Genomic DNA, 15,624 nt, shown 5'->3' with positions numbered 1-15,624 from the left:
TTGCCGAAGATCACTGCCAGTGTCAGGTGAAAGGGTGGCATTGATGTCCCTACAAGGCCAGCAAATAGCGTCACCTGCGCGGCCCGATCGACAAAACTGCGCTATAGCTCAGAAGCCGTGCGGGACGCTTCCTGCAACAGCACCTCTCGTATCCAAAGGCTTGCCGGATCGCAGTTGTGGAGGGCAGGCCACTGAACGGCCTCGGTGAACCCAGTACGCGGCAGTGGAAGTTCGACGAACCGCAAGGGCATTGTCTTTGCGAGATGCTTAACCATACGAAATGGCATGGTCGCTATACGATCGGAGCCAGACAGCACGGGCGGAATCATACTAAACGCCTGCACGGTAACCTCGACCCGTCTCTTCAGACCGTGCTCAAGCAGAAACCAGTCCTCGACGGTCGGCTTTTGCGTCCGCCCGAACCTGACCGCAACGTGCCCCATCGACATATACCTCTCGAACGTCAAAGGCTGCGATAACTGCATGTTCGCGCCGCAGCCAACACACACAAGCGTCTCATCAAAAAGCGCCGCTTTAGGATGTGCGTTCGACATGAACATTTCCGGAAGGATTAGAAAGTCGATTTCGCCGCGCCTGAGAGGCTCAGCAGGGTCATCATCTGGGGGCAACAGCTCAAATCTGACGGCAGGAGCCTCGCGAGCGACACGCTCGACGACCTTACTTAAAAATATGAGCGTCATGAAATCGGAAAGGATGATCCTAAAGCGGCGGTCCGATTGAGCCGGGTTGAACCGGTCCGAGGATATAATGGAGAGTTGGATGTGCAGTAGAGCCTCACGTACAGCGGGAGCGAGGCCTTCCGAGCGCGGCGTTAAAACAAGCTTGCGACCCATCATCGTGAATAGCTCATCGCGAAAATAGGCGCGCAACCGGCCGATGGCCGCACTCATAGCTGGCTGGCTCAGGTTGATGCTGCGCGCGGCCGCCGTGAGGTTGCGCTCAGTCATCAGAGCGTCGAAAGCCACGAGAAGATTAAGATCAAGTCCCTTAAAACGCATCGTGTGCAGTAACCCGTAGCATGGATATTCCCATCGAAACGATCAACTTTACTAATCACGGTAGAACCAGCGGGGTGATCGGTCTGCGCCGGATGCGCTTGCCCATCCAATCCTCCGGGAACATGGACTTATCCTTGCCGGCCTGACTTCATGGCGGATCACGACACCAGCTACAACTAATCTGGTGTCCACCGTTCCGGAGAGTGCGGAGGCCCAATTTTCACTTGTAGAGGCGGCCGATTGGGTATCGATCTTGCGACGTCATAATTAGGCCACCTCGAGAGAGGGGTAGCCGCCATCGAAAAGGATTGCGAAGGTAAATCCCGTGCGCCGCGTGAGAGCGACGTAGACAGGGTCAGACGCCGGCCACTGTTCGCTAGAGCAAGCCACGACGATCACCGCTTGGGCCGCCCTTGCGACTCTGTCCGCGGCAAACACCTCGTACCATGCAGCACGATTGGGTTCGCTCTGGATCATGGGAGTTCCCCTCCCCGGCTGTCTTGAGTTCGGCCCTGTCCTGGAGGCTTCTCTGACCGCACAGCGATAAAGAAGACGGATGAGAGCGATCATGACGCGGCGCTTTCCGGCGCCGCGGCAACACTCTGACGTCCGGAATGGCCCTCAATGGCGACAAGGCGGTCTCGAACAGTCTTCGCCCAGTCCCAGTCCGGACAGAGTTCCACACTTCTGCTCGCAGCATCGACTGCCAACTCAAGCCTTTTCTCCATCTCCCAGAGGCGAGCGCGCAGCAGATACGCCTCGGCTCTTTGCCGGGGCTCAAGAGCGATCTCGAGAAGACGGCTCGTTGCGGCGAGGCCCTGATCAGGTCTTGTCCCTGTCTTGATACGCAGGTTGGCCAACTTCAGGAGCGGCCAAGCCCAGTCCGGTTTCGCTTCAGCGGCGCACTGAAAGGCTCCTGCGGCTTCCTCAATATGGCCACGTGCCTCGTGGCATCGCCCGAGAAGTTGCCAAATGGTGCACGAATGCGGATCGCGCTCGACACACTCCATGAGCACATCACAGCAGAGATCATGTCTCCGCTGCCTAAACAAGACCTGTGCCAACTGGTACTTCCACCAGTCGATACTCGGATCGAGTTCGATGGCGTGGCGGAGTTGTGCCTCGGCGAGAGCCAAGTCATTGCGCCGAATAAACGTCAAGGCAAGCTGGTGCCGAAATCGTGGGTTCTGAGGCTGCGCTGCAACCGCACGTGCCGCGCAGTCACTCGCCTCCTCGAGGCGCTCGGACATTCTCGAAAGCGCCACCGACGCCATATAGTTCGCCTCGGGATTATCCGAATGCCGCCGTAGTACCGAAACGAGAGCCGGATCGAGCTCGCAGCCAGCATGAACTTGCAGCATCGCTTCATATACCGAACGCATCGGAACGATGGCGGGGTCGGCTCGAGCAACATCTATCCTCAGCTTCGCGAGATCGCGAGCCGACAGCAGGTTCAGCTTAGAGCGGACCACCGACATATAAGTGAAGTATCGCGAATCGACCGGCGGTTCGACGAGAAACCGCTCGACAACTTGGGTGAGAACAACATCCGGCTTATATGCCTCGATGATTTCACGATCGAATACATTCCCGTATATGTAGACAAGTATACTGAATGACTCCTTCAGGAAGGGCAACAGGTTGCCGCCGAACGAGTCACCAAACATCACGCAGCGCGGGAGCATCGCATTAGTATTGTTGAAGATCCTCATCCGGCCACGGTTTGGAACTCGATTGTCGAAGACCAAGTGTCCTGATGCATCTTTGATGCGTGCCGCCAGCGTCGGGGCCGACGCGGGAGGATCGAGCTTCGCGCCAAGATCACCCACGTAGGAAACTGGTTCGAATGTCACTCGCGACGGATCGATCATGCGCAAATGGACGCCGGCCTCTGACAATTGATCACAGGTAGCGAGATAGCCAATATAGGCACCGAGCCCGCTCCAGTGTGTATCAGTTTTCGGATAAGCAAACCCGAGCGGCTTTACCCTTTTGATCGCCTCAAGCGGGTAACAAATTTCAGGCCCTTGGCCTCGGCGTAGCGCCGAGATAATCTGCCTAACAGCTCGGTGCTCGGACACCTCGACTCCGTCCGGCAACTTTTCAGCATAGACGAGTTCCTTGTTCGGAGCAACAAGCATGATATGCTGTGCTCCGACGGACGCGGCATACTCCTCCCGTTCGTGAATAAGCCGGCACCAAGTCTCGATCCCCCGCTCGTCGAGCGCATACCGGCCGGAGATCTGGTCGATAACCCGATTTGAGTCGCGATCAAGGAAGATCCAGTCGTCCTTGCCTAACAGGAACTTCCTGCTCGTGTCCACACGACGCGTCGAAATGAGTTCATCAGTCATGTAACCTCAACTGCTCGCTAGCCAACTTTTTCGAATACCCGGACTCTTCGAATGGATGTCTCTGAGCCTTCAACATGCCCGTCGGACTTGCCAGCAAAGGACGCAACAGCATTGCTGAACAGGACCATAGCTGGAGTGTGCGCGAACGTGTTCGCCACTGAATAAATTGGAACTTCGTCGAAGAAGAAGCGGAACTCCTGCTCCGTCCACAACATGCTATAGCAATGAAAGTCTTCAGAGAGTTTCGCGCCCGGTCGAGACGTGGCGGACCAGGTGACGCGACGTGGGCGCCAGGATCGCGCGGCGACTTGGATGAGGTTAGGATATTTCGCCTCGGCAATATCAAGCTCGAACCGCGCGTCGCCTTCAGTCGCATGGTCAGAGGTCAGCCAAAACGCATTATTGACGCCTGTCTCGTTCGCGATACGCATCTCACATTCGAAATAGCCAAAGCACTGACGGAAGGACCGCGACTGAACAAAGCCTCCTGTGTAGGGCCGTTGCTCGTCATTGCCGTGACCGAGCTTGAGATGGAGCCCGCCGTCCGATACCGCGACGTTCTCTGGCAAACGCACTGTCTGGTGATCACCACCGCGATCGGTTACGCGTACCCAGTAACGGTCAAAGTGAGCGGCATTTGCGAAGTCGTCGAGGAACGAAAGCCGCCAACGGCCGCCGAGCTCCGCCAGCGGGGCAGGCTGCGACGAACCTTGCGCAAAAGCGGATCTGCACCGGTTGAGGGACCCGCCCAAGACCGCGCCACAGGTCACCGTCTGTAAGAAAGACCGACGGCTCAACGCGTCGGGATCCTTCATGGACGTCTCTCCGGTCCGACCGAACTCTTTGCCGCAGCGCCGTCCGCCCCCAAGCCGTTCGAACTGCGCAGCTTGACTTCCAGGTTCCAGGCCCGACTGCGCAACAGTTCAATCTCAGAGGTCATCGAGTCGATCTCACTTCGGAACCAGCCGATGAGGTCACCGGTGCTATGGTCAATTTCGATCGAATTAGGTACCGAGAGTGGATTGTCTGCTGGTGCGATCAGTGGCTGCGCAAGCACATGGCTGAGTCGGTTCTCCGTTAGAAACCGATAATACTCGGCATAGTTCAGCGGGTAGACGTGCTGAAACTTCGAAAAGTCGGCCTTTTCCAAGAGGGCCTCTAGGTCGACGGGCATGTAGTCCTCGACCTCGATAGAAGGCACCGCAAATAACGAAGCAAGCTCGCGGATCCGGGAATCGTAGGTAAAAAAAACCGACGGAATTCCTTGGTGCAGGGCTATGACATTGCCATGCAGGCGAAAACCCATCATGAAATCCACATGGCTAGCCGCATCATTCGCCCACTGATCGACGTCAAAAAACGCTACCATGCGCTCGCTGAGCAGCCTCTCTGCTTCGGAATGCCCGACGAGATTGAACTTGGACAGGATCGAGCGAACATGATCCTGCTTCTGCTTACCGGACGAATAGATTGCGAGCGTTTCCTCGCGCTCTCCCTGCGAGTAGAGGCGGCTCGACGCACGCTTAGCGACCTCGCCGATCAATGCTCTTTGAATACGGTTCGTCTTGGTCGCGTTCGTCGCGTAGTCGGCGGAGAGATACTTATTGAGTGTTAGTCCCACCCGTGCGTTCGTTGGATCGATGGGCTTGATATCAATTGACGGAAGCAGTGATCGGTAGAAGCTCGGACAGCCGATAACACGGACGTTTTTTATGCCGAGGTCATTGAACACTTCGGCGCTGTAGAAGCCGCGAACGCCGATAGTCTCGCATTTATCGGCTATAATCCTCCACGCCTCCGCTGTGACACGCGGAATTGCGAGTTTTTTATATACGGACGTCTGCGCGCCGACGCCTATGGGCACGATCGGCCCCGGCAGCTTTTTGAGAAGCGGGGCGACATGGCCAAGGTCGACGTTCTCAGCTAGGTAATTGGAGCCCCGGATTACTGTGGCATCGCAATGTTCCTGTGGCCACAACTCTACATTGGCCGCATGGGCAAACTGCAGGTTAGTAATCTGGTCATAATTCAACGCCTTGAGCATGGCGTCATAGACGAGCACGTCGCCAGTGTTGATTCCGCGGTTTTCGAAGGCGACGAGTGGATCTTCGATCTTCAGGTAAGCAGCCTTATTGCCAGGCTTTACGGCCGCGCCGCCATTCAGCACAAAGAGTCGTTTCATCGGACTACTCGCTATATATCTCGATTACAGTATGTGCGAACCCGTGCGCTGCCACTGCTAGCGTACTTCGCCGCCTGGCGCGCGCACAGGTCTCCGCGCCGCCGCGTCTGAAACTATGATCCGGTTTACTTCGGTCGACGGCACGCACCCGGAGGTATCGGACCCGTCGGTGTCTGAGAAGACGTGGGACATACGGTCGGGGAACCAACCCGCAATTTGCCGCACGAGCGGCTCTACAGTTCGGCCCCAGACCAGCGTCGCATTGCGCTCGGCGGCCGTCTCGGCCATACGGCGGAGCTCGCACCGGTCGCGGGCAAACCCCTCAATCGCAGCAATGAGCTCCAGTGCAACAGCGCTGTCATTAGTCGCGTCGATCAGAATACCATCGACGCGATGCTCGATGAGTTCTCCGACGGCGCCGACCGCGGTAGCGATTGGCACGCACCCTAGGCGCTGAGCTTCGAGGATGGTCAGCGGGGCGCCCTCCCATCGTGAGGGGAGCAAGATGACATCAGCCCAAGCGAAGGCCTTGTTGAGGTCTCGGGCCGCATAGACCGGAGGCTCTACTTGCACGCCAATTTGCTGGAAGCGGGTCTGCCAGGAGCCACATGCGTCCCTATCTATAACGTCGCTGCCGATGATGCGCCAGTCTGCTGGACCAGCCCGCAGCTGCAGGTCGCGTGCGGCCAAGAACAGACGCTCAATGCCCTTTTGACGATCTAAGCGGCCAAGAAAGAGAACGTTGAGACGGTCACGGTTCGGCCGCCGCCAACGCTCTTCGAGAACGAGATTCCGCTCGTTCTCGGGCAATGGGTAGCTGGGGGCGTTCTGAATGTGTATCAGCTTCGCATCCGGTATGCCCATGCTGTGCAACCACTCGGCCATGTCCCTCGAGCAAGTCAGGACGGCATCGTAGACGTGCTCAAAGGCCAGCGACAAATAGGGGTGACCTGCAGCACGTCCCAAGCTCGTTCTGTCGAGCACGTGAACGTAGTTGAGAACTTTCACGCCGCGGCGACGAAGCGTGCCAAGCGCGGCATTGACGGGTGCAACCTGATTGTTGATAACCACATCGAGGCCAGCGAGAAAGCCAAGGAGCTGTTCCGATTTGGCAGCCTCATCATGCCCCATCATGAGCTCGTGCCCCGAATAGGTGTGAGGGCCGCCCCAAAGCGGATAGTCGTCGGCAAAGAAATTGACGGTCTTGAAAACCCCATCGTTCTCGGGAATTCTGTTGTAAACCGGCTCTCCGAATATGAAGAGGTGGACCTCGCATCCGGCGGCCTTAAGCACTCGCGCCACTGCATAGGTGGCCCTCTCGACGCCGCCGAAGGCCGCTATGGGCAAGAGGAACCCGACCCTTACCGGATCTCCGGTGTTGGGCACTCGTGGCATTACAGGCATGGCTCCGACAGCAGAGCGAAGCAGTTCGAAATAATGAGCACGGCTTGGCAAATACTTGGAGCGCCAGGTCCAACGAACGCGCTGCTGACGGTTGTACCCAGAGTCGCGCAGAGCCCCAAGTGTCGCGAACACAGCAGTGGTAGGCGAGAGTGCCGAACCTTGCATTTCGGCCGGCGTGAAGGGTCCGCTGATAACAATCTCCGCGACCTTAGGAGAGGGCGAAGGACTACGCAACGAGCGAATCCAGTCTTCAGATTGATCGTCGACACAGTTCGAGAGGACGTCAAGCCCACACATCCACCCCACCGACTTGTCGAGTAGTTTCCCTACCTCCCCGATTGCACGAACTTTTACATTGATGCTAGCGTTGTTGCTCTCGAAGCGGATCGCCACAAAGTGATGCTCCTGGCAGAGCCTTTCTGCTAGCCAAAGCAGATTATGGACGAGTCCGAGCCGCGTTACTGCATCGCGATGCTCCCCTGTCATCCAGAGCAGGAAAGGTGGCACGCCGAAGGTATCGGGTTCACTTTTTGCCGCCCAGAATTGCTTCACATAGCCCTCAAGGCTTAGGCTCTGACGGCCAATCGTTGGGTCTGTGAACAGATCCACCACGCTCGTGCCAACTCCCACTGCAGCGTAGCGCGGTGCCTCATTGTGCTCCCAGGCGAGCAATGTGTCCGCTCTGAAGAGACTCTCATGCTTCTGGCGAATGCGCGCCAGAATTCCTTCACGAGTCCGATTTGAGTCTCTAAGCATGCTCTCGGCCCGCTGTCGATATTCGAAGCCGAAGTAGGGATAGTTTGCCCCCCTAAAGCCCCGTCCGATTGCTTGAAGCCAAAAGTCCCAGTCTTCGAAGCCCGACTTCATCGTCTCATCGAAGCGGATGCCGGTCTCGAGCAGACGGCGCGATACAAGGCTACCAGCCTCGCAAATATTGTCGAATGTGACATGAAGTAGTCGAGAGTAGTCGGTCATGTAGTTCCCGTTCCACTCAATCCCGAACTTGTCGATATTGGGATAGACCCAGTCGATCTGACCCTTCCTTCGCATATACCTAAGCGCTTCGCCGATCGCGGTCGGCGTGATCCTGTTGTCAGCGTCCAAGAAGTAAATTGCGTCGAGCCCAGCGAAGTGCCGTAACGCGAACTCAATACCATAGTTGCGAGCGGAACTTAGACCGCCGTTCAGCTTACGCAAATAGAAGACGTTCTGATGAGTGAGCGCGTAGCTTTGCCCGATGTGAGCTGTCTCGGGAAACGGGCAGCCATCGTCGACAATCACGGCGGCGATTTCGAACGGCGCTTGCTGCCGAACAACGGATTCGACGGCCTCGGCGAGAAGAGCGGAATGCTTGTAAACCGGGATGACGACGGCCACGGTCGGCGAAAAGGACGCATCAGTTTCCCCGATATCTCGCTTGAGTACCCTCACTGCTTCTGACATACCTGCGTTACCTGTCCACCAGAATGCTGAAGTCTCTAAACTTTGCCCAAGCGAAGCTGTTGACGCCGGGGGTCGTCATGCGAGTCGCGATGTAGATGCTCTGGGGGGACGCGACTTGCTCCGACACGAAGGCGCTTACCCTTACCGTATCCGTATTAGCGACACGGCTCCAGCCGGAAAAGGCTTCGCCAGCGCTTGGAGCGCGCTTCTCCTCGAGCAGCTCACGAGTCCTAGCGAGGTCATTGGCGACCACGATTGCGAAGTCTACATCGTTTGATTTCTCGTTGGAAATTGAGGCGCTCGCGGAAACACGCCGAGCCGCTGGAGGGCACACGGTCGGAAGCATACCGATTGTCATTCCGGTTTCCGGTGGATGACACGCGACCGCTCTCTCTTGTGGCAGAGCGAGAATAGCGGGGAACTCAAAGGAGATCTCATCGCAGTTGGCGTGACTCGCAAGATCCAGGGTTCCTGGAGAGAGCGACACCTCCCGGAAGCCGGGTGTAGAGCCCTGTTCCGAGTGGGCGGGGAAGTAGTTCGCCCATGTAGGGAGGGACACGCCCGGCAGCCCGCACCAGATCTGCAGGGCGATACTGTTCTTCACAAGCGGGCGTTCGGTGTCTGCATCACGGACCTGAAACATGTCGACTGGTTGAAGTCCGCCGAGCGACAGTAGAGGTGGCTCACCGTCCATGCCGGTGACTTGCAGACGGACTTCCAGGCTACGGGGGATGCCGCCTAGCGTGCGAGTCAGGCCAAGAAAATTCCATCCGACATCCAAGCTCGACAACGGGACGATCCAGCTATCAATCGTGCATCGATCCTCAAGGCTCACGAGATCGGCGCGCAGTTCGGCCTCCTGGTGAGGATCTAGACGCTCGAAATGGATAGCGATTGCACTGACTGCAGTGCTTGCAACGGGGAGAATCTGTGAGATCCCTTCGGGCGACGAATGGGCAAGCACGTTGGGCTGTGATGGATTGCTCAAAGGCTCGTTCGAGAATGCTAGGTCGAAGGGCTGCAATCCTTGTAGCTGCATATAACTCTCGACAGCAGCGAAACTGTCCTGAAGATCGGCATTGAACATGCGCAGCTTCAGAAGCTCGCGGTTTGCCTCAACGGTCCGGTGAGCGCTCGTGACAAGTAGCTTTATGAGCTCTTCTACGAGGCGCGCCATCGCGCTTGACTGCTGACCCGCGTCCCACTCGATCAGGGCGGGCTGATGCTGTAATCCGCGGCTGCGTAGCCAGTCGAGCAACTGGCCTCGCTCACCTTCTGGAGCGCTTGGGTCGGCCAATATCGCGAGCGTGCAGGGCGGCGTATCCCGAACGTTGAACCTGTTGCCGTTGACGTCGACGAGAGTAGCCGCCTCGCCGTCTGTTCCTTGGAACCAGAAAACGTGGCCGGTGCTCAGAAGCGTCGAGGGTATCCTATCTCTGTGCACCTTTATGACGAAAAGCACCGGCCCTTTAAGCAGGCCGTCGGCCCGAGGAGACTGAGCGAACGGTGTCGTGGTGTTCGCAGTTAATGCCATCATCTGATCCTCATAGGCAGTAAACGTCTCGTAGCGATCTTCGATTCACTGAGAGGCGTCTTAGTTCTGCTCGTTGTGGCCGTGCCGCGATCCGTCCGAGGGCCGTGGCGGAGGACGCTGCGGGTTTATCGTGACGCTTCACCGCAGCCGTACACACTCTCTCGATCAGCAGCAGTACGGTGCAACGTCGCGAAGCACTTCTGGCGCCATCAGCGCGCTTCTTGCACGAGTTGAAGCTCCGAGGCACGCGAGCATCACGCGGGTTTATCCTGGCGTGCGATATTCCGCAGGAATTCGGTCGGTGGGCTGAGGGACAGGTCGGGTGCCGCCGCGACCGAATTAGTGGTTCCATTTCGGGTGAGGGGCGCCACGACCGAAGGCATGCAGCCTATCAGTTCGGGGCCGAAGGAGCGTTCGCCTAATGAGACATTAGCAAGCGAGCCTCGTAGGATCCGCACTATGTCGTGGGCGCCTGAGATCTGCTTGAGCCTCGCAACCGATCTGGGTGATGTGGCTGTCGATTGTCCATTCGGGCCTAGCGAGGCCCGTCGCTCCCAGCGCGTCGTTGTCACGAGAGGACAACTTTGCGGAGGCCCCCATCCCGCCGCCATCTGGCATGGCCGCAGCAGACCTCATGGTCCGCTCCAACGTTGCGTAATGTTTGCTCTTAGCAGCGGCTACCTTTGTGAGTTGATCCACCATTAATTTCCCTTCAATCGCGTGAGCTATAGTGCGACCGGCCCGCTGGTCGACCGAGTCGCGAGGACGGCGTTCTTGGCTTGGCCGGCTGAACTAGAGCACCTGCTTTTGAGACGTGACTTGTTACAATTCATTTTTCAGTATTGGTCCCACATCGCTTCAGGGTGCTTGCGAGACTTTCCCTTGTGGGCGGTGTGGCGCGGCACTCGTCATTCGACGGAATCAGTGGAGATGAGTGCGCGTTCGACCCTGCTGTCTGTGCAAGATCTCAAGAGAGTAGTACAATCGTTTCTGTCGATGGAACGCATCCACATCGTGGATGGCTGCGCTCGAGTCGGATTGAGAGCTGTGCAAATATCGACAGCACCTCTTTGCGAGCAGCTTCCTGCAAGCCGCAGTGTGGTCCGCGCCGTCGACCGCGCACCTGGAAGATGTTCTGGCCAGATCCAGGTCGACTGTTGTAATCGGCGTGGCGGAGGCCCCGTCCCGTCGAGGCGGTCTTCGGCTCGCTCCGTTCTTAACGTTTGTTTCCCTCTCGGCGGCAACACCCTCCGGCTCCAGCGGAAGGTGGTGCCGTCGATCAGCACGCGATGCAGAATGACCGCGTATTTCCCAGCCAGCAGCACGACCTCGAACCCGGCCTGCATTGGGCTGGTATTGAGCCACTGCAAGAGTGGCCCGTCCTCCAAGCCGGCGCGGGTAAGCGGCCGGTTCAGGCTGGCGTGAAAAGGCCGTCAGTGCCTCAGGCTCGCTGGCGACGTTCGCCTCCGCATTCTGGCCGAAGCCATTGAGGATGCAGACGCGGCTCAGTTCCAACGACACATCAAGTCCGCCATAGTCGTCCATGGCTGTCCCTCATGATGATGGAGGCCGATCCGCTCGGACCTCGCTTCAACACCATCGCTCTGAGGAACAGCCTCTCCGCTCCGCTAACTCGTAAGCGGCAGGGCCATTACGGCATCTAATGACTCCGGGATCCTTGCCGGCCAGCGGAGACGCGATTGATGGCATCGGTGGCATCGTGAGGGGGATCGAGAAAAGAGATTTGCCCTGATCATCCGACGAGAGGCATAAAGGCACCGTGGCATTCTTTGATCTAAGGAGAATTCGATGTCTGCAGGTATTGACATCTTTGGTCCTATCAACGGCCTTCCGTGGGAGGATATGACCGGGAGTGACGTCGCCGACGGCCGTTTCGCCATCGGTGGCCCTACTGCCCCCCCGATGACCCCATACCGACGATTGAGGGTACGCCCGGGAATGACTGGCCTTGCTTCGGAAAAATGGCGAGCACTCTTATAGCCAACGAGGATCTCCATGCCCCGCAAACGCTCAACCAAAGTGCTTCAGGATGAGGCGGTGCGACTTGACCTGACCACTGGCCGCGGCCGGCGTGAGGTCGCCGACAGCCTCAAAGTCCGCCTGTCGAGCCTACAGCACTGAATTGACCGCCGACGCGAGCGCTCTCAACGAGTCAGATCCGGACCTCGGTTAATCGCGCACCCAGAGGCGCCTGAACTATGCAATGCTTAGGTTTGCGCCGAGGACGCTCCTCAATCGTGCGATCAATCATCCGACCAAGAGGCCGTCGGGCTCATGCCGCGCAAACTTCCGTTGGCGCTTGCCCGCGTTTTTCTTCCTAAATTAGGAGAGGAATGATATAGACCCGGCGAGTTCGAAGGAGGTGTTAATGCCAGGCAACCGGCTACCATGCTATTCCGTCAAGGTGGAGATCCCGAGTGAGGTCGGCCGACCAGCAGCCACCTACTATCTGGTCCAGGCGGACTCTCAACCCGCAGCGATCAATGCGGTCAAGAAGGCCTTGTCCGGCCCCTGTGAAGCCGTTGAAGCTACGTTAAGCCTGGTTCGGCCAGAAACCGTAGAGGCGCTCGGTCTACACCCTGGCATGCCACGCCGGATCTGAGATCACACCTGTGCACAGGACGTTCCGTACATAAGACCAATAGCCCGGTTCCGGATTCTTCGCGCGAGAATGCCGGCCTCACGTTGCTGATGGTGGGCCGCCTTGCTGGTCTCCGTGGAGGACGCACCTTCTGAGCGAGAGCGTCTTGCCATTAACGGGTGGTGGAGTGGCAACGAGAATTCCCGCTATCCCCGTTGGCACTTGAACCATCTGTTGGATGCCTGCGAAATCAGGATTGTGTCTCACTCGCGACTGGACTGTACACCAAAGGCCTCAGAGGCGTCGTTGCATCAGGCAAGTTGAGGCTTTGCCGTCGTGGGTCGCGCCTAACTCAGTAGTTGAAAGCACACGCTCCCTGCTCCTGATAAGGTCGGTAGCGAAGTAGTTTGCCCTCCACGCAGGAAATATGTTGCCATTCCAATTGCGACGGAACACAACGAGCTAGCTCGCCACCAGACGGAATTTTAATTTGAACACCACCTCAGGGCGTCGCCCGATCAGCTACTGAACTCAGCGAGGCCTGCTGTTTGCCAGAGCTGCCCGAACCAAGCGGGCATACGCACAAGGAATTCTAACTCAGAGGCTGGTGAGCAATTATCTTTCTTTTCGCGTGAGGCGACGCAGCAGGATGCGGCTCATCGCAGGATAGAGCAGCATCTCGCGGGTCTCGACGAGCCGCTCATAGTCCTTGGCCAGCCCCCGGTTGGTGGTGAGCCAACTGATCGTTCGTTCCACCACCCACCGTCGCGCGAGCACCTGAAAGCCACTCGGGCGCGTCGGCGGCTCCGCGTCGGCCTGCTCCAGACGCCGCCACTCCACCAGCGTTGCGGAATGGATAGCTTCCATCCGAGCGCTCTGCACAACCAGTCCTTCAGTCCTCGATAAGCGGTGTCAGCCCACATGAGCTCAACGGCCGGGAAGAGATGCTCTAAACCCTCCAACAAGAGCTCGGCGCCCGCGCGATCATGGATGTCGGCCGGATGCACCTTGTTCTTCAGAAGCGTGCCTTGCGGATCAACGAGCAAGTGACACTTGCGGCCCTTGATCTTTTTGCCACCATCGTACCCTCGTGGTCCACCCATCTCAGTGGTTTTGACCGACTGGCTGTCGATGATCGCCGCTGTCGGCTGAGGAGGACGGCCGATCGTACGCCGATAGCTCTCCCGCAGGACCTGGGTCACGTGCTCCCAGGTGCCAGCGTCGCGCCACTGGGCATGGTGATAGAAGACAGCATACCGGGGTGGATACTCATGCGGCAGCAGCCGCCATTGGGCTCCGGTGCGCAGCAGATAGAAGATCGCATCGACGATGCGCCGCAACGGATAGGTCTGCCGCCACCCGGCCGGATGGCTGCGCGGGATCAGGGGCTCGAGCCACACCCACTCGGCATCCGTGAGATCGCTGGCGTAGGATCAGGCATCCATGGCGGGGCTCCTGAATCGTCAAACAGCCCACATCCGCCTTAGCGGCCCAGCACAAGTCTATTTCAAATCAAGCACTTAGCTCGACTCGTATGAGGCGGAAGATCAAGTACCATCATAATCCCTCTTGTGGGCTGCAGCGGTCGGGTGGGGAAGCCGGGCAAGGCGAGCAGGTTGCTCGCATCTTCCACTCGTATCCGGCGGAACAGCTGTTCCTGACCAAAATGCCTCATTCAGGCAAGCCGGCTTGAGGAGGTGGGACCCATCTTTGGCGACGGCAGCAAACCCTGTCGAGCTCCGGTCACACATCACCCGCCCGTCCGGTGCATCCTGTGCTGATGCGCCGGCCGAACCTTTGTCAGACAGCCTTGAGCCGCGCTCCCTCCGGCACGACGCCGGTGGTGAGATACCGCCAGAGGGCCACCAGGAGCTTGCGGGCAAGGGCAACGGCATTGATTTTACGAATGCGGCCACGGGCGGGACCAACCCGCTCATGGAACCAGCGCGCCAATGCGCTCTCGGGCTGGTAGCGCAGCCACAGCCAGGCCAGTTCGATCATCGTCTTGCGCAGGAGCGGATTCCCCGCCTTCGAGATGCCCTGTTCACGCTGGCGCTGGCCGCTGTCAAACGGGCAGGGCGTGAGCCCGGCATAGGCTGCGACTTCCTTGCGGGTGGCAAAGGGCCGGAACAGCGCCTCACGCACCAGGATCGTCGCCGTCTCGGTGCCGAGGCCGCCCAGGCGGGCCAGGCAGGCGACTTTCTCCGCATCGGCATCCTCTGGCACGGGCTCCGTCACCGCCGCGTCGCGCTCGGCCTCGACCACCGCGATCTGCTCCAGCACCAATTCCAGCCGCTTGAACTCGCGCTCGAGTTCGCGACGCAGCCGGGGCGGCAGTTCGTGACCATCGCCGGTGCGCAGCCCGCCCAAGCGCTCCCATCGGTCCTGCCGCAGGGGCTGGAAGTCGTCAATGCCCTGACTGGCGAGCAGGCCTTTGACACGGTTGACGTGCTGCACGCGTTCGGCAATCAGGCGCTGGCGCTCGCGGTGCGTGCGCCGGGCATCCTCCCGCTCGATGGATGGCACCTGCACCATGTGACAGGCGGCCCGGTCGCCGCGCCACCATGCCATCAAGGCCCGCAGCAGCATCGCGGCGTCGAGCCGATCGGTCTTGGCGCGCCGGGCGCGGCGATTGACCTGCAGGCTGCCGGGGTCCATCACCTGGCAGGTCATCCCCTCCGTCGTGAGGCGGCGGTGTAACCAGAACCCATCATAGCCGGCTTCGTAGCCAACGACGATCTGAACCTCATTAGGAGCGGCGCTCCGCTCGCGCGCTTGCAGGCGGCGAAGGAGTGCCAACAGCCCTACGATGTCGCCGCCCTCTAAGCGATGTGACGAGGTCTTGCCGCTCGGCGAGCTCTGGGTCGCCAGCAGCCAGGCCGACTTGCTGAGTTCCAGGGCCACGAGGACGATAGGTTGCTCCTGAGCGGGGCGCGCTTGTTCCATCTGAGGCATCGGCCTGTCTCCTTCCAAATCTGAAGAGACGAAGAGTGAACCAATCTCCGACCGACTGCATGGTATCTTTGGCCATTTCTGACGGGTGATGTGGGAGCGAGGGCGGCGAAGCGAACGATGCGGTAGACTGG

General features: G+C 58.8%; 8 protein-coding genes. All 8 read right to left on the bottom strand.

The window, feature by feature from the left end:
* Positions 1-101: 101 nt before the first annotated feature.
* Positions 102-1,019, bottom strand: a complete 918-nt coding sequence (locus KBI52_RS10625) for a LysR family transcriptional regulator (RefSeq protein ID WP_210807277.1) — start codon at positions 1,017-1,019, stop codon at positions 102-104.
* Positions 1,020-1,585: 566 nt separating this feature from the next.
* Positions 1,586-3,373 (bottom strand): tetratricopeptide repeat protein, encoded by a 1,788-nt coding sequence (locus tag KBI52_RS10620; protein WP_210807275.1) that lies wholly within the window; start codon positions 3,371-3,373, stop codon positions 1,586-1,588.
* A gap of 17 nt (positions 3,374-3,390) precedes the next feature.
* The gene (locus tag KBI52_RS10615) at positions 3,391-4,188 is read right to left on the bottom strand and encodes a family 16 glycosylhydrolase (RefSeq protein ID WP_210807274.1); all 798 of its coding nucleotides are present in this window, start codon (positions 4,186-4,188) and stop codon (positions 3,391-3,393) included.
* Positions 4,185-5,555 carry a polysaccharide pyruvyl transferase family protein gene (locus KBI52_RS10610; RefSeq protein WP_210807272.1) on the bottom strand — a complete coding sequence of 457 codons (1,371 nt, stop codon included), beginning with the start codon at positions 5,553-5,555 and terminating at the stop codon, positions 4,185-4,187. Before KBI52_RS10610 ends, KBI52_RS10615 begins: the two co-directional genes overlap by 4 nt.
* Before the next feature lie 57 nt (positions 5,556-5,612).
* Positions 5,613-8,402, bottom strand: coding sequence for a glycosyltransferase (locus KBI52_RS10605; protein ID WP_210807271.1), 2,790 nt, complete (start codon positions 8,400-8,402; stop codon positions 5,613-5,615).
* A 7-nt stretch (positions 8,403-8,409) separates the two neighbouring features.
* Complete coding sequence (locus tag KBI52_RS10600; RefSeq protein ID WP_210807270.1) at positions 8,410-9,939, bottom strand: DUF6212 domain-containing protein; 1,530 nt, start codon at positions 9,937-9,939, stop codon at positions 8,410-8,412.
* Between the two features lie 3,214 nt (positions 9,940-13,153).
* Positions 13,154-13,938 (bottom strand): IS5 family transposase gene (locus KBI52_RS10595; protein ID WP_371823155.1). Its coding sequence is split into 2 segments (ribosomal slippage): positions 13,154-13,324 and positions 13,327-13,938, totalling 783 coding nucleotides; the frame shifts between segments, so codons are not numbered across the junction.
* Between the two features lie 400 nt (positions 13,939-14,338).
* Complete coding sequence (locus tag KBI52_RS10590; RefSeq protein ID WP_210807269.1) at positions 14,339-15,493, bottom strand: IS110 family transposase; 1,155 nt, start codon at positions 15,491-15,493, stop codon at positions 14,339-14,341.
* Positions 15,494-15,624 lie beyond the last annotated feature (131 nt).

The organism is Microvirga sp. HBU67558 (assembly GCF_018069605.1).
In the GTDB taxonomy this organism is placed as follows: domain Bacteria; phylum Pseudomonadota; class Alphaproteobacteria; order Rhizobiales; family Beijerinckiaceae; genus Microvirga; species Microvirga terrae.
Note: the sequence above shows the minus strand (reverse complement) of the source record. Positions and strands in the feature narration are given on the sequence as shown.

Bases quoted from the DNA above. Each gene is read 5' to 3' on its own strand.
- KBI52_RS10600 (WP_210807270.1), bottom strand. From the start codon at position 9,939: ATGATGGCATTAACTGCGAACACCACGACACCGTTCGCTCAGTCTCCT.
- KBI52_RS10620 (WP_210807275.1), bottom strand. From the start codon at position 3,373: ATGACTGATGAACTCATTTCGACGCGTCGTGTGGACACGAGCAGGAAG.
- KBI52_RS10610 (WP_210807272.1), bottom strand. From the start codon at position 5,555: ATGAAACGACTCTTTGTGCTGAATGGCGGCGCGGCCGTAAAGCCTGGC.
- KBI52_RS10605 (WP_210807271.1), bottom strand. From the start codon at position 8,402: ATGTCAGAAGCAGTGAGGGTACTCAAGCGAGATATCGGGGAAACTGAT.
- KBI52_RS10625 (WP_210807277.1), bottom strand. From the start codon at position 1,019: ATGCGTTTTAAGGGACTTGATCTTAATCTTCTCGTGGCTTTCGACGCT.
- KBI52_RS10615 (WP_210807274.1), bottom strand. From the start codon at position 4,188: ATGAAGGATCCCGACGCGTTGAGCCGTCGGTCTTTCTTACAGACGGTG.
- KBI52_RS10590 (WP_210807269.1), bottom strand. From the start codon at position 15,493: ATGCCTCAGATGGAACAAGCGCGCCCCGCTCAGGAGCAACCTATCGTC.